15 protein-coding genes are annotated in these 16,590 nt (G+C 32.0%); all 15 read right to left on the bottom strand.

The annotated features are described in order from the left end of the window. Positions 1 to 83: 83 nt before the first annotated feature. Positions 84 to 1,361 carry an argininosuccinate lyase gene (argH, locus tag JEY78_RS09430; protein WP_291850069.1) on the bottom strand — a complete coding sequence of 426 codons (1,278 nt, stop codon included), beginning with the start codon at positions 1,359 to 1,361 and terminating at the stop codon, positions 84 to 86. A 69-nt stretch (positions 1,362 to 1,430) separates the two neighbouring features. Next, positions 1,431 to 2,489, bottom strand: coding sequence for a M20 family metallo-hydrolase (locus JEY78_RS09425; protein WP_291850066.1), 1,059 nt, complete (start codon positions 2,487 to 2,489; stop codon positions 1,431 to 1,433). Between the two features lie 114 nt (positions 2,490 to 2,603). Next, positions 2,604 to 3,386 (bottom strand): acetylglutamate kinase, encoded by a 783-nt coding sequence (argB, locus tag JEY78_RS09420; protein ID WP_291850063.1) that lies wholly within the window; start codon positions 3,384 to 3,386, stop codon positions 2,604 to 2,606. Positions 3,387 to 3,501: 115 nt separating this feature from the next. Continuing rightward, on the bottom strand, positions 3,502 to 4,449 hold the full coding sequence (locus JEY78_RS09415) for an N-acetylornithine carbamoyltransferase (protein WP_291850060.1): 948 nt from the start codon (positions 4,447 to 4,449) through the stop codon (positions 3,502 to 3,504). Between the two features lies 1 nt (position 4,450). After that, positions 4,451 to 5,227 carry a glutamate 5-kinase gene (gene proB / locus JEY78_RS09410; RefSeq protein ID WP_291850058.1) on the bottom strand — a complete coding sequence of 259 codons (777 nt, stop codon included), beginning with the start codon at positions 5,225 to 5,227 and terminating at the stop codon, positions 4,451 to 4,453. Then, a complete protein-coding gene (locus tag JEY78_RS09405) occupies positions 5,211 to 6,404 on the bottom strand; it encodes a glutamate-5-semialdehyde dehydrogenase (protein WP_291850055.1) in 1,194 nt (397 codons plus the stop codon). Before JEY78_RS09405 ends, proB begins: the two co-directional genes overlap by 17 nt. After that, positions 6,401 to 7,531: an aminotransferase class III-fold pyridoxal phosphate-dependent enzyme gene (locus tag JEY78_RS09400; protein WP_291850052.1), complete on the bottom strand. Its 1,131-nt coding sequence runs from the start codon at positions 7,529 to 7,531 to the stop codon at positions 6,401 to 6,403. The genes JEY78_RS09405 and JEY78_RS09400 overlap by 4 nt, the downstream gene beginning before the upstream one ends. A gap of 10 nt (positions 7,532 to 7,541) precedes the next feature. Next, the gene (gene proC, locus JEY78_RS09395) at positions 7,542 to 8,336 is read right to left on the bottom strand and encodes a pyrroline-5-carboxylate reductase (RefSeq protein ID WP_291850049.1); all 795 of its coding nucleotides are present in this window, start codon (positions 8,334 to 8,336) and stop codon (positions 7,542 to 7,544) included. An 11-nt stretch (positions 8,337 to 8,347) separates the two neighbouring features. Continuing rightward, entirely contained in the window at positions 8,348 to 9,325 is a 978-nt protein-coding gene (gene argC, locus JEY78_RS09390; RefSeq protein WP_291850046.1) for an N-acetyl-gamma-glutamyl-phosphate reductase, read from the bottom strand. Next, a complete protein-coding gene (locus JEY78_RS09385; protein WP_291850043.1) occupies positions 9,322 to 10,509 on the bottom strand; it encodes an argininosuccinate synthase domain-containing protein in 1,188 nt (395 codons plus the stop codon). Before JEY78_RS09385 ends, argC begins: the two co-directional genes overlap by 4 nt. Positions 10,510 to 10,514: 5 nt before the next feature. Then, a complete protein-coding gene (locus tag JEY78_RS09380) occupies positions 10,515 to 11,132 on the bottom strand; it encodes a GNAT family N-acetyltransferase (RefSeq protein WP_291850040.1) in 618 nt (205 codons plus the stop codon). A 419-nt stretch (positions 11,133 to 11,551) separates the two neighbouring features. Beyond that, on the bottom strand, positions 11,552 to 12,814 hold the full coding sequence (ilvA, locus tag JEY78_RS09375; RefSeq protein ID WP_291850037.1) for a threonine ammonia-lyase IlvA: 1,263 nt from the start codon (positions 12,812 to 12,814) through the stop codon (positions 11,552 to 11,554). A gap of 23 nt (positions 12,815 to 12,837) precedes the next feature. After that, entirely contained in the window at positions 12,838 to 14,313 is a 1,476-nt protein-coding gene (gene ilvC / locus JEY78_RS09370) for a ketol-acid reductoisomerase (protein ID WP_291850034.1), read from the bottom strand. Positions 14,314 to 14,333: 20 nt separating this feature from the next. Further along, complete coding sequence (gene ilvN / locus JEY78_RS09365; protein ID WP_291850032.1) at positions 14,334 to 14,855, bottom strand: acetolactate synthase small subunit; 522 nt, start codon at positions 14,853 to 14,855, stop codon at positions 14,334 to 14,336. Position 14,856: 1 nt separating this feature from the next. Further along, positions 14,857 to 16,590: a biosynthetic-type acetolactate synthase large subunit gene (gene ilvB, locus JEY78_RS09360; RefSeq protein WP_291850029.1), complete on the bottom strand. Its 1,734-nt coding sequence runs from the start codon at positions 16,588 to 16,590 to the stop codon at positions 14,857 to 14,859.

The following is a 16,590-nucleotide window of genomic DNA, read 5'->3' as shown; positions in this document are numbered from 1 at the left end:
TAACTATTTTATGGTTACAGGATGAGATTCTGAAATAAATTCAGAATGACGAATAAAAAATTTTAAAACAGCCTCGTTGTATTTTATGCTTTATTTTTCTTGGCTACAATTTCATCTAAACATAAATTACCAACACTTCCTTTGTGCGTGTGATTTACACTTTTATCTGGATTAAAAGTACCATTCTTAATATCTTTTCCTACTTGTTTATAAGCATCTCTAAACGGTGTTCCGTTTTGAACTAGCTTATTAACTTCCTCAACACTAAATAAATACAAATATTTTTCTTCTTCAACAATATCAGTTCTAACTCTAATGTTTTTTAAAGAATAGGTTAACATTTCTAAACAAGCTTTTAACGTTGAAAATGATGGAATTAACCCTTCTTTTAACAATTGCAAATCTCTATGATAACCGCTAGGTAAATTATTTGTTATCAACGTAAACTCGTATGGTAACGCTTGTAATTTGTTGCATTTCCCACGAATCAACTCAAAAACATCTGGATTTTTTTTATGAGGCATAATACTAGAACCTGTAGTTAATTCATCAGGAAATGAGATAAAATTAAAATTCTGACTCATATACAAACAAATATCCATACTCATTTTAGCCAACGTACTTGCAACCGAACTTATGGCAAAAGAAACAGATTTTTCTAACTTTCCACGTCCCATTTGAGCTGCAACAGAGTTGAATTTTAACGTTTCAAAACCTAATAATTTGGTTGTTTCCTCTCTATCAATTGGAAAAGAACTTCCATAACCAGCCGCGGAACCTAACGGATTTTGATCTGCAACTTTATATGCCGCTTTTAAAAAGTAAATGTCATCTATCAATGTTTCAGCATACGCAGAAAACCACATTCCAAAAGAGGAAGGCATTGCCACTTGTAAATGCGTGTAACCAGGTAATAATACATTTTTATATTGTTCTGCCAACGAAATTAATAAATTAAATAAATCATCAACTTCTGCATTAATTTCATTTAAAGCATCTTTTAAATACAAATGTACATCCACTAAAACTTGATCGTTTCTAGAACGTGCTGTATGAATTTTTTTACCAGTATCGCCTAACTTTTCAGTTAACAAATATTCTACCTTAGAATGCACATCTTCAAAAGTATCTTCAATGGTGAAGTTTCCTTCTTCAATAGTTTTTAAAATTGAATTTAATTCAACTTCTATAGCTGCAATTTCTTCCGCCGTTAACAAACCTATTTTATGTAACATTTTAGCATGTGCCAAATTGCCAATCACATCGTATTTTGCTAAAATTAAATCGAGTTCTCTATCATTACCAACTGTAAATAAATCTATTTTTTTATCGGTTGAAAATCCTTTATCCCAAAGTTTCATAGTGTAAATGTTTAATTGTTGAACAGTTTAAAGGTTTAAACTTTTAAACTCATAAACTATTCAACATTTTTAAATAATTTCTTCTAATATTTTAATATACAAATCAATACCTTCTTCAATTTCTTCAACATAAATAAATTCATCGGCAGTATGAGATCGCAAACTTTGTCCAGGCCCTAATTTTAATGAAGGACAACTTAAAACAGCTTGATCTGATAGTGTTGGCGAACCATACGTTTCTCTTCCTAATTTAATTCCTGCTTGCACAATTGCATGCTCTTTAGGAATTGAAGATGAATTTAACCGCAATGATCTTGGACAAACTTCAGATTTTACATTTGCATCAATAATTTCAAACACTTCTTGGTTTGAATATGCATCTGTAACGCGCACATCAACCACATATTTACAATTGGAAGGAATTACATTGTGTTGATTTCCTGCTTCAATTTGTGTAACGGTCATTTTTACTTTCCCTAACGTTTCCGATACTTTTGGAAACTCAAAAGTCTGAAACCAATGAATATCTTCAATGGCATTGTAAATGGCATTATCACCTGTTCCGTGCGCTGCATGACCTGCAGTTCCTTTGGCATCGCAATTTAACACCATTAATCCTTTTTCAGCAATAGCTAATTGCATTAATGTTGGTTCTCCTACAATGGCAAAATCTATTTCAGGAATAATTTTCAACATTGAATTTAATCCGTTTGGACCTGAATTTTCTTCTTCGGCAGAAGCTACAATTACAAAATTGTATTTTAAATCTTCTCTGTTATAAAAATAGGTAAACGTTGCCAATAAAGAAACCAAACAACCTCCAGCATCATTACTCCCCAACCCATATAATTTTCCGTCTTCAATAGCTGGACTTAACGGATTACGTGTATATCCTTTGTTTGGTTTCACCGTATCGTGATGTGAATTTAATAAGATGTTTTTTTTAGAGGGATCAAAATGTTTGTTTTTTGCCCAAACATTATGTTTATCACTTTCAAATTGAATATTATGATGTGAAAACCATTGCATTATTAGTAAAGCAGTTTCGTTTTCTTCACCAGAAAAAGATTGCTTTGAAATTAAATTTTTTAATAACTCAATAGCTTCTTTAGTAAGTTGTTCTATCATTTTTGAATATTAAAATTTGAATTTTTATTCAATTATTATTATTTTCGTCACCCTGAACTTGCTTCAGGGTTTCATCGCATGCGATGCTGAATCAACTTCAGCATGACGTTTCTTTTATAGTGTTAATGTTGTATATAATATAGTATTAGTTTGCACTAACGATGCGTCTCCAATTTTTACTTTTCCAACCCCTTTATCTAACGCATTAAAACAATTATGTATTTTTGGAAGCATTCCATCTGCAATAATTCCTGCGTCAATCAGTTCTTTATAAGTTGCTGGATTAATATGTGAAATCACTGAATTTTTATCTTCAATTTTTTTTAAAACACCTTTTAATTCAAACACAAAATTTAATTCTGTATCGTATAATTTACTCATTCCAATAGCTACTTCTGAAACAATGGTGTCGGCATTTGTGTTTAACAGTTGCCCCTTTTTGTCGTGTGTTATGGCACAAAAAACGGGTGTTATATTATTTTGAAGTAACACATTAATAAAATCAGCATTGATAGCATCAACATCACCTGCAAAACCATAATCTACATCATTTACAATTCGTTTATGCGCTAAAATACAATTCGCATCAGCTCCTGACAATCCCAAAGCATTGCAATTAAATTGTTGTAATTGGGCCACTATTTTTTTATTCAACAAACCAGCATACACCATTGTTACCACCTCAACAGTGGCTTCATCAGTTACTCTTCTTCCATTAATCATTTTTGGTTGTAAACCCATGGCCGACGAAACTTCTGTCGCTTTTTTTCCACCGCCGTGCACTAATATTTTTGGACCTTCTAAAGCTGCAAAATCTTTTAAAAATGAAGTTAAAGCAATTTCATCATTAATTACATTTCCGCCAATTTTTACTATTTTTAAAAGCTCTTTTTTCATTGTTTTAAATTTAAATCGTCATTCTGAACTTATTTCAGAATCTTATCAACTAAAGTACAAATTCGTATGAAAACCTGAAACAAGTTCAGGTTGACGACTTTTAGTTGTATTTAAACTATATATTCTCCAATATTTTCTTCAATACAATTTGTGCTGAATAGGTTCTGTTATTTGCTTGCTGAATTACAATTGAATTTTCCGAATCAATTACTTCATCAGCAACAATTACGTTTCTTCTAACAGGCAAACAGTGCATAAACTTCCCATTATTTGTCAACTTCATTTTCTCAGCAGTTACCATCCAATGTGCATCTTTATTTACTACTTTCCCATAATTTTTAAAGTTACTCCAGTTCTTCACATACACAAAATCAGCATTTTCAAACGCTTTATTTTGATTGTATTCTATTTTAGAATTCTTTGTGATTTTTGGATCTAACTCATAACCTTCTGGATGCGTAATCACAAAATCTGCATCTTGCAATTGCATCATTTCAACAAAAGAATTGGCAACGGCATGCGGCAAGGCTTTTGGATGTGGCGCCCAAGACAATACAACCTTAGGTTTATGAGAAACTTTATATTCTTCCATGGTAATTGCATCTGCCAATGCTTGTAACGGATGCCCTGTAGCGCTTTCCATATTTACAACTGGAATTCTAGCATATTTTTTAAAGCTTTCAATTACAATTTCTGCACTGTCCTTTTCTTTATCAGTTAAAGAGGCAAAAGCTCTAATTGCCACAATATCGCAATATTGCGCAACTACTTGTGCAGCTTCAATAACGTGTTCAGATTTATCCTGATCCATTACAACACCATCTTCAAACTCTAGCTGCCAACCTTCACTACCAAAATTCATTACAACAGTATTCAAACCTAAATTTTGAGCTGCCTTTTGCGTACTTAAACGGGTACGTAAACTATTATTAAAAAACAATAAACAAATGGTTTTTCCTTCACCAAGAAATTTATATTTTAATTCACTTTTTTTTAATTCAATAGCTTCTTTTACTGTTTTTTGCAAGCTATCTAACTCGTTTATTTTGGTATAATGTTGCATGTTACTTTACTGTTATTTTTGTGAATTCACTTTTGTTTTTCATTGCGTTCACAACAAAATTATCTTTTAATCCATTTACTATCCACGTTTCAATATTTGCATTTTGTGCAATTTCTGACGCTTCAATTTTTGTTGACATTCCACCTGTTCCGTGCAAGGAAACCGATGCTTGAATTTGGTCTCTTAACAACTGAATATTATTAGTTTCTTTAATTGTTTTTACGCTATCAGCATCAATGGAGGCTTTGGTGTAAATTCCATTAGTATTGGTGGCAATAATTAACAAATCTACATTTAAAAGTGCTGCTGTTAATGCCGATAATTTATCGTTATCCCCAAATTTAATTTCATCCGTGGCAACCGTATCATTTTCATTAATGATTGGAATATAACTATTTTCAACCAACACATTTATGGTGTTTTTAATGTTGGTTCTAGATTCTTCTTTTTTGAAATCGGAATACGACAATAAACACTGAGAAGTTAATAAACCAAGTTCTCTAAAACTTTCTTGATAAATACGCATTAAATGTGGCTGACCAATGGATGCTAATGCTTGTTTTACATTAATTTCCTTTCCATTACTCTCTAACTGAACAAATTGTTTTGCTACTGCAATAGCGCCTGAAGTTACAATTACAAATTCATAATCGTCTCTTAAATCTGCTATTTGACAGGCAATATCTTCAATTTTTCCACGAGAAATATGATTGGTCTCTTTTGTTAATACATTAGATCCAATTTTTAATAAAATTCTCTTTTTACCTAATTTGCCCATTTCCGTACACGTACCATTTGTTAGTAACTAAATGCTGTAATCCCATTGGTCCTCTATGATGCAATTTATCGGTGCTTATTGCTAATTCTCCACCTAAACCAAACTGACCGCCGTCTGTAAAACGTGTGGATGCATTTTGATAGACAGCAGCAGAATCCACCAATTCCATAAAATATTGAGCCGTTTCCTTATTTTCGGTTAATATCACTGCTGAATGTCCTCCTCCGTAAATATTTATTTTTAAAATAGCTTCATCAATGTTTTTAACACTTCCTAACACAATTTTATAATCTAAAAACTCTTCATACCAAATAGCTTCATCTTCAAATGCAGCAATATTTTCAAATTTAGAGATTTCATCATCACCCAAAATTTCAACTTTATGCTTTAGCAGTTTATGAATCAATGTTTTAACAAAGGATTCTTTATTTATTAAATTTGTATTTACCAACACTTTATCCAACGCATTGCACGCAGATATTTTTGATGCTTTTGCATTTAAAATTACTGATAAAGCCATTTCCACATCGGCTTCCGTATCTACATACACAAAATTATTTCCTCTACCGCTAACAATTACTGGGCAAGTTGCATATTGTTTAACAAAGGCAATTAATTTTTCACCACCACGTGGCACAATTAAATCTACTTTTTGAGTTGGATGTTCTAAAAAAGCCTGTGTTTCAGTTCTGTTATAATTTAAATATTCTACCCAATTTGTTGAAATATTATTTTCAGCCAATGCTTTATGCCACAATTCAACAATTTTTAAATTTGAATTGAGCGACTCTTTTCCGCCTTTTAGCAAAATTTTATTCCCCGATTTAAACGCAATTCCTCCGGCTTCAACTGTGACATCTGGTCTAGATTCATAAATGATTAAAACAGTTCCGAAAGGCGCTGTTTTATTGGTCATTTTCAATCCATTTTCGTGGGTGAAATTGTATAATTCTTTTCCTACTGGATCAATAGCTGCAATTAATTGTTGTAATGAAACAATCATTCCATCAACCTTGGCATCATCAACTTTTAGTCGATCGTACATGGCAATATCTTCACCTGAATAATTTTCAACATCCATTTTATTTGCTTTCAATATTGCACCTCTTTCCGATGCAATTAATTCGGCCATTGATGTTAAAACACTATTTTTTTGGTTTGAAGTTAATCCTTTCATTGTGATAATACTTCTTTCAAAGCTTTTATAAATTCATCTATTTGAGCTTTCGTAATTGTTAAAGGAGGTAAAATTCTTAACAAATTTTTATTGTTAGAACCTCCAGTAAAAATATGTTTATCAAAAATTAATTTTTTTCGAAGTTCACCTACTTCAAAATCAAATTCCACACCCAACATTAAACCTCTTCCTTTCACTTTTTTCACTTCAGGAATCTGCTTAATTTCCTCCATAAAATAGTTTGAAACCTCATTTACATTGGCAATTAACTTTTCTTCTTCAATAATATCTAATACTGAAATTGCAGCAGTACATGCTAAATGATTTCCACCAAAAGTAGTTCCTAAACTACCATATTTAGCTTTAAAAACATCCGAAATTAAAACACCTCCAATTGGAAACCCATTTGCCATTCCCTTAGCTGTTGTTATAATATCTGGTTGAATATGATGGTATTGAAATGCAAAGAATTTTCCGCTTCTTCCATAACCCGATTGTATTTCATCTAAAATTAGCAATACACAATTTTTGTTACACACCTTTTGAACCTCTTGAAAAAACTCAGTAGTTCCTTCGTCCAAACCTCCAACTCCTTGAATTCCTTCAATAATTACAGCGGCAACATCGCCTTTACCTATTTCATGAATAACCAATTCAATATCATTCAACGGTAAAAAAGTCACTTTTTGTTGTAAATTAATAGGCGCGTTAATGCTTTTATTATCAGTTACAGCCACAGCTGCCGATGTTCTTCCGTGAAAGGAATTTGTAAAGGCTAGCACCCTACTTTTTCCAGTAATAAATGAAGCTAATTTTAAGGCATTTTCATTAGCTTCCGCACCAGAATTACATAAAAACAAATTGTAATTTTCGCTACCTGAAAGTTTTCCTAATTTTTCGGCCAACTCCACCTGTAAAGGCATTTGAACTGAATTGGAATAAAATCCTATTTTTTGAAGTTGATTGGTTAAATCAGCAACATATTTTGGATGCGTATGTCCCACAGAAATTACGCCGTGACCACCATATAAATCTAAATATTTTATATTATTCTCATCCCAAACATAACATCCTTCAGCTTTTACTGGAGTTACATTGTATAACGGATAAACATCAAATAATTTCATAATAAAAATGTTAAATCTGATTAATTTTTTCGAAAGAAGTTACCAAACCTTTTATTAAAGAAGAACTTAATCCTTGGTGCTCCATTTCATTTAAACCTTCAATTGTACAACCACTTGGCGTTGTAACTTTATCAATTTCTTGCTCAGGATGACTTCCTGAATGAATTAACAAACTAGCAGCACCCAAACAGGTTTGCATAGATAATTCTTGCGCTTCTTTTGAATCGAATCCTAGTTGAATAGCTCCTTGGGTTGTGGCGCGAATTAAACGCATCCAAAAAGCAATTCCGCTGGCACAAATAACAGTGGCAGCTTGCATTAACTTTTCTTCAATACACATGGTTTTCCCTAAGGAATTGAAAATTGTTTTGGCAAATTCTATATTTTCTTTTCCTCTTTCATTTGCGCTTAAACAAGTCATAGATTGCCCAACAGAAATTGCCGTATTTGGCATACTTCTAATAATTGGAACGTCACTTCCTAATACACTTTCAATTTCATCCGTTTTTCTACCTGTAACTACTGAAATAATCGTATGTTTTTTAGGATTTACCACCTCTTTTATTTCTTCTAAAACGGTATGTAATTGTTTTGGTTGCACGGCAATTATAACAATATCTGAATAACGAACAGCTTTTTTATTGTCGGTTGAAATTTTAACATTGGGCAATTTTTCCCAAGAACTTAAAGATTCCGTATCACGCTTGGTTAAATACAAATTTTTAAATTTAAAATTCTTTTGAGTTAGAATTCCAATGGCTATTGAATACCCTAAATTTCCTACTCCAATAATGGCTATTTTCATATTGTATTTTTTTAAAATAAATTGGCTTTTAACTGCAATCCTTCTTTTTGATTTAATTTAAACATTAAATTCATATTTTGAATGGCTTGTCCCGACGCTCCCTTTAACAAATTATCAATTGCCGATGTAATTAATAACGTGTTTTTATATTTTTCTAAATGAATAAAACAATTGTTTGTATTCACTACTTGCTTTAAATGAATTGGTTTTTTTGACACTTTTGTAAAAACGGCGTCTTTATAAAAATCTTCAAATAATTCATAGGCTTTTTCTATAGCTTCATCAAAACTTAAGTAGATAGATGCAAAAATCCCCCTACTAAAATTCCCTCTATTTGGAATGAAAAATAGTTCTTCGGAAAAATTTGGTTGCAACAATCCTAAACTTTCAGAAATTTCACCTAAATGTTGGTGTGTAAATGCTTTATACACTGAAAAATTATTATCTCTCCAACTAAAATGCGTGGTTTCACTTGGTGAAACGCCTGCTCCTGTAGAACCTGTGGTTGCATTTATATGGACCGAATTATTTAATAAATTAGCTTTTGCTAATGGTAATAATGCCAATTGAATGGCTGTTGCAAAGCAACCTGGATTGGCTATATAATTCGCTTTTTCAATTTTTTGTTGTTGTAATTCTGGCAAACCATATACATATTCGTTTCCTTGAAAAACAGCGTCTTTTATCAATCTAAAATCGTTGCTTAAATCTATAATCTTCGTTCCTTCAGAAAATTGATGTTGTTCTAAAAACTTTTTTGAATTTCCGTGTCCTAAACACAAAAACAACACATCTACATTGTTATTTACTTGGTCAGTAAATTTTAAATCTAATGCTCCCAATAAATCCTGATGTACATCATAAATATAATTTCCAGCATTCGAGGTGCTATACACAAAATCTATTTCAATATGTGCATGATGTATTAATAATCTAACTAACTCACCTGCTGTATATCCTGCTCCACCAATTATTCCTGCTTTAATCATAATTCTGAATTTACACTGTGAAATATTTTATTAGGTGTTCCTAAAATTTTAATAAATCCTTTGGCATCATCTGCAGACCATGCTTTATTGGTTTCTCCATATTCACCAAATTTAGATTTCATTAAATCGTGATCCGATTCAATACCATTTAAACTAAAATGATAAGGCTTTAATGTTAAGAAAACTTCACCGGTAACTGTCTTTTGAGAATCTTCTAGAAAAGCTTCAATATTTCGCATCACTGGCTCAAAATATTGTCCGTCATGAAATAACATTCCATACCAACTTGCAAATTGTTCTTTCAAATTTTGTTGCCATTTTGAAAGGACATGTTTTTCTAATAAATGATGTGCTTTTATAGTTACAACCGCTGCTGCAGCTTCAAAACCAACTCTTCCTTTAATACCAACAATAGTATCTCCCACGTGAATATCACGCCCAATAGCATACTTTGATGCTATAGCTTCTAATTTTAAAATGGTATTAACAGATGTATCAAACTCATCATTCAACCCAACTAATTCACCCTTTTTAAAATGCAATTTAATATTGGTTGGTTCTGTTTTTTCTAACTGACTTGGATACGCACTTTCTGGTAACCCTTGGTTTGATGTTAATGTTTCTACACCGCCAACGCTGGTTCCCCAAATTCCTTTATTAATAGAATATTTTGCTTTTGACCAAGGATAATCTACACCATGTTTTTTCAAGTATTCAATTTCTTCCTGACGTGATAATTTTAAATCACGAATTGGAGTTATTATTTCAATAGTTGGTGCCAAAGTTTGAAAAATCATATCAAAACGAACCTGGTCATTTCCAGCTCCAGTACTTCCGTGTGCAATATATTTCGCATCTATCTTTTTTGCGTATTCAACTACTTCAATAGCTTGAAAAACACGTTCAGCACTTACTGATAATGGATAGGTATTATTTTTTAACACATTTCCATACACCATAAACCTAATGGCTTTTTGATAATATGTTTCTAAAATATTACAATTGGTATGAGATTTTACACCCATTTCATAAGCTTTCGCTTCAACCACTTTTAATTCTTCGGTTGAAAAACCTCCGGTATTTACCAAAACACTGTGTACTTCAAGGTTTAATTCATTTTGTAAATATTTTACACAATATGATGTATCTAAACCTCCACTATATGCAACTACAACTTTTTCCATACTCTTTATTTTTTTTCTTTTTTAAGGAATAATGCTTGTTTTATTTTTTTTAATCGGCTTAACACTTTTGAATTGTATTCGTGCTTTTTAATATTTTTTTCATGTTTAGGATCATACAACATTCCAGTACACAAACACATTTTTCTGTTAGTACGCATTAAAATATCGTAATTTTTACATGTTTGACATCCATTCCAAAAAGCTTCATCGGTTGTTAACTCAGAAAAAGTAACTGGCTGATAACCCAACTCGTAGTTAATTTTCATAACGGCCAAACCGGTTGTAATACCAAATATTTTAGCTTCTGGATATTTTTCTTTTGAATGTTCTAATATTTTCTGTTTTATTTTTTTTGCTAAACCTTGATTTCTATAATCAGGATGCACTATCAACCCTGAGTTTACTACAAACTTTAAATTATCCCATAATTCTATGTAGCAAAAACCAGCAAATTGATCTTCGTGAATAGCAATTACTGCATTTCCATTCACTATTTTTTTAGTAATATATTCTGGCGTTCGTTGTGCTATACCTGTTCCTCTCACTTTTGCAGACTCTTCTATAGTCTCACAAATTAATTGAGCGTATTTCACATGCGATTCGTTAGCTATTACAACCTTCATTGGCTTAATTTATTAAATTGAAAATTAAAATTTTTATGAATTACTGAGCTTACGGAAAAACCGTACTTAAAAAAATAACACGCCCAAATTGGACGCAAAAAATGATATAAAATTTCAATAAAAATTATTGAAAAAATTATAAAATTGATATTAAATAGTATGTTAAAAGAATGATACAAAATAAAATTGAAAATGAAATTAATAAACTGTTTTTTTTGGATACGTAAAATTAACGCACAATGCGGCGCATCCTAAAAGTAGGCGGGGGAGTTAAAACAGTTATATTTAATTTATATATTTTCATTGGTACAATATTACATAAATTTGTAATACAATTTAATTTTTGTTTAATAATTAACAAAATCACAATTTACACTATTAAAAATTAACAAATCAGATTGTTAAAAACACTTTAATTACTAAATTAAAAATTGAAAGAGCTCTGGTTTTTCATTTAAGTACTCTCCTAAAAATCCTTTTTCCTTCATTCTATTAACTAAAGGCTCAAAATCTTCTTTTGAATCTAATTCAATTCCAACAACCGCCGGACCTTTATCTCTGTTATGCTTTTTGGTATATTCAAAATAAGCAATATCATCATTCGGACCTAAAACATCTACCACAAATTCTTTTAAAGCGCCTGCTCTTTGCGGAAATTTAATGATAAAATAATGTTTTAAACCTTCATAAAACAAGGCACGTTCTTTCATTTCTTCCATTCGGGTAATATCGTTATTACCTCCGCTCACAATACAAACTACATTTTTTCCTTTAATCTGTTCTTTATGATTTTCTAAAGCTGCTATTGATAAGGCACCGGCCGGTTCAACAACCAATGCATTTTCATTATACACCTTTAAAATGGTAGAACAAATTAATCCTTCATCAATTAAATCTACTTCGTATAATACTTCTTTACAAAACTCAAAAGTGATGTCACCCATGCGTTTAACTGCAGCTCCATCAACAAACTTTTCAATTTCTGTTAATGTGGTATTTTCCCCATTTTTTAATGAAGTTGTTAATGATGGTGCACCTTTAGGTTCTACTCCAATAATTTTTGTTGAAGGACTTAATGCTTTAAATACACTTCCTACTCCAGAAGCCAAACCTCCACCACCAACAGGCAAAAACAAATAATCAATAGGAACTTCAGCATCATTTAAAATTTCTAATCCAACAGTTCCTTGTCCAGCAATTACATCAACATCATCAAAAGGATGTACAAAAGTGCTTTTTTGGGCTTTGCAAAATTCATCTGCTGCTTTTTGACTGTCATCAAAACTATCTCCAAATAATTTGATTTCAATAAAATCTCCACCAAACATTTTCACCTGATCAATTTTTTGATGCGGTGTAGTAAACGGCATAAAAATTACACCTTTTACTTGTAATTTCTGACAAGCATACGCCACACCTTGCGCGTGATTTCCTGCACTTGCACAAACAATTCCATTGGCTAATTGCGCTTCTGTTAACCCTTGAATTTTATTGTAAGCACCTCTAATTTTATAGGAACGAACTACCTGTAAATCTTCTCTTTTAAAATAAATATTAGCTTGATAGCGTTCAGAGAAGTTTTTCATAAAAACCAAAGGAGTTGCCAAAACAACTCCTTTGATATTCTGTTGCGCTTTGTAAATTTTCTCTAATGAAATACTATTTTGAGAAGTTACATCCATTCGCTTTTTATAAGTTTTTATTTTTATGATACAATTTTAGTCATTGCAGTCATTGATTCTCTTAAATACGCTCCAATATCTTCTACCGGATGATTTCTAATTGCTGCGTTTACTTCAATTAATTCTTTATTATCAACCCCATTTGCGCCATTATTAAACGGTTTTCCAATTAAATTACTTGGTGCATTTTTAACATAATCAGCAATTAATGGTTTACAAGCGTGGTCAAATAAATAACAACCATATTCTGCAGTATCAGAAATTACGCGGTTCATTTCAAATAATTTTTTACGTGCAATGGTGTTTGCAATTAATGGCGTTTCATGTAAAGACTCGTAATATGCAGATTCTTCAATAATTCCAGATTCTGTCATAGCTTCAAAAGCTAATTCAACACCTGCTTTTACCATTGCCACCATTAATACGCCATTGTCAAAATATTCTTGTTCAGAAATTTTCACATCAGCAGCTGGTGTTTTTTCAAAAGCAGTTTCTCCTGTTGCTGCTCTCCAAGTTAATAAATTAACATCATCATTTGCCCAATCTTCCATCATAGTTTTAGAAAAATGACCAGAAATAATATCATCCATATGTTTTTGGAATAACGGACGCATAATATCTTTTAATTCTTCTGAAACTTTAAAAGCTGCAATTTTTGCTGGATTTGATAAACGATCCATCATATTGGTAATTCCACCATATTTTAAGGCTTCTGTTACTGTTTCCCATCCGTACTGAATTAATTTTGAAGCATAACCAGCATCTACACCTTCAGCAACCATTTTATCGAAACATAAAATAGATCCTGTTTGTAACAATCCACAAAGAATTGTTTGCTCACCCATTAAATCTGATTTTACCTCAGCAACAAATGAAGATCGTAACACTCCTGCAGTATGACCTCCTGTTCCAACCGCATATGCTTTTGCATAATCCCATCCTTTTTCTTCAGGATCATTTTCTGGATGCACAGCAATTAATGTTGGCACACCAAATCCTCTTTTAAATTCTTCTCTTACCTCAGAGCCTGGCGACTTTGGCGCTACCATAATTACAGTAATATCTTTTCTAACTTGCATTCCTTCTTCAACAATATTGAATCCGTGAGAATAAGAAAGTGTTGATCCTTTTTTCATTAAAGGCATAACTGCAGTTACAACAGCAGTATGCTGTTTATCTGGAGTTAAATTAATTAACAAATCTGCTGTTGGAATCATTTCTTCATAGGTTCCAACTTTAAAATTGTTTTCAGAAGCGTTTAAAAACGATTGTCTTTTTTGAGCAATAGCTTCAGCTCTTAAAGTATAAGAAACATCTAACCCAGAGTCTCTCATATTTAAACCTTGGTTTAACCCTTGAGCTCCACAACCAATAATTACAATTTTCTTTCCTTTTAATGCTGCTACTCCATCATTAAATTCAGATCTATCCATAAATTCGCATTGACCCAATTGCTCTAATTGTAAACGTAATGGAAGTGTGTTAAAATAATTTGCCATTTTTTTATTCTTTATTCTTTTTAGTTAAATTCTTTTAATAATTCTGATATTGCCATTTTAGGCTTTGTAATTGCAATGCGCCCTGAACGCACAAATTGCAACAAACCATACGGCTTTAATTTTTCGTACATATTATCAATATCATCTTTTAATCCAGATGCTTCAATTACAAAATAACGCTCTGTTATTGCAATAATATGCGCTCTTCTAAACTTCATTTTTTCTTGAATTTCTTCATCATATAAATGCTCGGAAGAAATTTTAAACAATGCTGTTTCATTGTAAATTATTTCATCTTCCGTATGATAAAAAGCACCTATAACTTCTATTTGCTTTTCTAATTGCCCAACCACTTTTCTAGCTTGAATTTCTGAAATATTTACTACAAAAGTAAAACGATGTACGTTATCAATTTCCGATTTTGAAACAGTCATACTTTCTATATTAATATGACGTTTTAAAAATATTGCCGAAAGGCGATTTAATATTCCTACGTTGTTTTCAGTATATACTGAAAATGTAAAATTTTTAATTTCTTCCATCTTAACTTAATCTTATATCTGAAACACTTGCTCCTGTTGGAATCATTGGAAATACATTGTCTTCTTGCTCAATTACTACTTCCAAGAAAAAAGCATCTTTTGAAGCTATCATTGTTTTAATTGCACCCGCTAAATCTTCGCGTTTTGAAACCTTAACAGCCTTAATATCATAAGCTTCTGCTAGTTTCACGAAATTTGGACTTACCATCTCTGTGGAAGCATAACGCTTATCAAAAAATAACTCTTGCCATTGACGTACCATTCCCAAATAACTATTATTTAAAACCACAATCTTTACTGCAGCTTTTGTTTGAAGAATAGTTCCTAGTTCATTACATGTCATTTGATAACCTCCATCACCTATAATAGCAACAACTTCTCTTTCAGGCGCTCCCATTTTAGCTCCAATAGCAGCTGGCAATGCAAAACCCATAGTTCCTAAACCTCCTGAAGTTACATTACTTCTTGTTTTATTAAAATTAGCATAACGCCAAGCAAACATTTGGTGCTGGCCAACATCTGAAACTATAACAGCATCACCGTTGGTTTCTTTGTTTATACTTCCTAAAACTTCACCCATTGTTAATCCTTCTTTTGTAGGATTTAACTGATAGTTAATTACCGCATCTTTTTCAATTTGATATAATTTATCAAATTCTTGCATCCATTCTTTATGGTCTGCTTCATTTACATATTGCATGATTTCAACTAAGGTTTCTTTCACATCAGCAATTACTGCAACATCCGTTTTTACATTTTTATCAACTTCCGCTGGATCAATTTCAAAATGAATTACTTTGGCTTGTTTTGCATACGTTGCTAAATTTCCAGTCACACGATCATCAAAACGCATTCCAATAGCAATTAAAACATCACAAGAGTTGGTTAATACATTTGGTGCATAATTTCCGTGCATACCAACCATACCTACATGTAATGGATGTGACGTTTCTAATGCAGACAATCCTAACCCTGTACAAGCTGAAGGAATATTTGTTTTTTCAATAAATTTTTTAAACTCTTGCTCAGCTCTACCAAGAATAACACCTTGTCCCCAAACTATAAATGGTTTTTTTGCATTATTAATTAAATTGGCAGCTTCTTGAAGCTTTTCAATATTTAATTTTGGAAGGGCTTTATAACTTCTAACTTTCTCACATTTTTTATAGGAGAAATCTAATTCTCCAAATTGCGCATCTTTGGTGATATCAATTAAAACCGGACCTGGACGACCTGATTTTGCAATATAAAACGCTTTGGCAATTACTTCAGGAATTTCTGAAGCTTTGGTGATTTGATAATTCCATTTGGTTACTGGTGTTGAAATACCAATTATATCTGTTTCCTGAAATGCATCAGAACCTAATAAGTGTGAACCAACCTGACCAGTAATACAAACTAATGGTGTAGAATCTATTTGTGCATCTGCAATTCCCGTTACTAAATTAGTTGCTCCCGGACCTGAAGTAGCAAAAACCATCCCCACTTTTCCTGTTACACGTGCAAAACCTTGCGCCGCATGTATGGCACCTTGTTCATGACGTGTTAACACATGATGAAATTGATCTTGATATTTATAAATCTCATCATACACAGGCATAATTGCACCACCAGGGTATCCGTAAGCCAAATCCACTCCTTCAGCCAATAAACATTTAATAACTGCTTCGGCTCCTGATATTTTAACAGTTTCTGAAGAGGTTGCTTCGTGCTTTTCTTTTTTTAATGTCTCCAT

It is taken from the genome of Lutibacter sp. (assembly GCF_016342705.1).
Lineage (GTDB): Bacteria > Bacteroidota > Bacteroidia > Flavobacteriales > Flavobacteriaceae > Lutibacter.
Note: the sequence above shows the minus strand (reverse complement) of the source record. Positions and strands in the feature narration are given on the sequence as shown.

Bases quoted from the DNA above. Each gene is read 5' to 3' on its own strand.
- argH (WP_291850069.1), bottom strand. From the start codon at position 1,361: ATGAAACTTTGGGATAAAGGATTTTCAACCGATAAAAAAATAGATTTA.
- JEY78_RS09425 (WP_291850066.1), bottom strand. From the start codon at position 2,489: ATGATAGAACAACTTACTAAAGAAGCTATTGAGTTATTAAAAAATTTA.
- argB (WP_291850063.1), bottom strand. From the start codon at position 3,386: ATGAAAAAAGAGCTTTTAAAAATAGTAAAAATTGGCGGAAATGTAATT.
- JEY78_RS09415 (WP_291850060.1), bottom strand. From the start codon at position 4,449: ATGCAACATTATACCAAAATAAACGAGTTAGATAGCTTGCAAAAAACA.
- proB (WP_291850058.1), bottom strand. From the start codon at position 5,227: ATGGGCAAATTAGGTAAAAAGAGAATTTTATTAAAAATTGGATCTAAT.
- JEY78_RS09405 (WP_291850055.1), bottom strand. From the start codon at position 6,404: ATGAAAGGATTAACTTCAAACCAAAAAAATAGTGTTTTAACATCAATG.
- JEY78_RS09400 (WP_291850052.1), bottom strand. From the start codon at position 7,531: ATGAAATTATTTGATGTTTATCCGTTATACAATGTAACTCCAGTAAAA.
- proC (WP_291850049.1), bottom strand. From the start codon at position 8,336: ATGAAAATAGCCATTATTGGAGTAGGAAATTTAGGGTATTCAATAGCC.
- argC (WP_291850046.1), bottom strand. From the start codon at position 9,325: ATGATTAAAGCAGGAATAATTGGTGGAGCAGGATATACAGCAGGTGAG.
- JEY78_RS09385 (WP_291850043.1), bottom strand. From the start codon at position 10,509: ATGGAAAAAGTTGTAGTTGCATATAGTGGAGGTTTAGATACATCATAT.
- JEY78_RS09380 (WP_291850040.1), bottom strand. From the start codon at position 11,132: ATGAAGGTTGTAATAGCTAACGAATCGCATGTGAAATACGCTCAATTA.
- ilvA (WP_291850037.1), bottom strand. From the start codon at position 12,814: ATGGATGTAACTTCTCAAAATAGTATTTCATTAGAGAAAATTTACAAA.
- ilvC (WP_291850034.1), bottom strand. From the start codon at position 14,313: ATGGCAAATTATTTTAACACACTTCCATTACGTTTACAATTAGAGCAA.
- ilvN (WP_291850032.1), bottom strand. From the start codon at position 14,855: ATGGAAGAAATTAAAAATTTTACATTTTCAGTATATACTGAAAACAAC.
- ilvB (WP_291850029.1), bottom strand. From the start codon at position 16,590: ATGGAGACATTAAAAAAAGAAAAGCACGAAGCAACCTCTTCAGAAACT.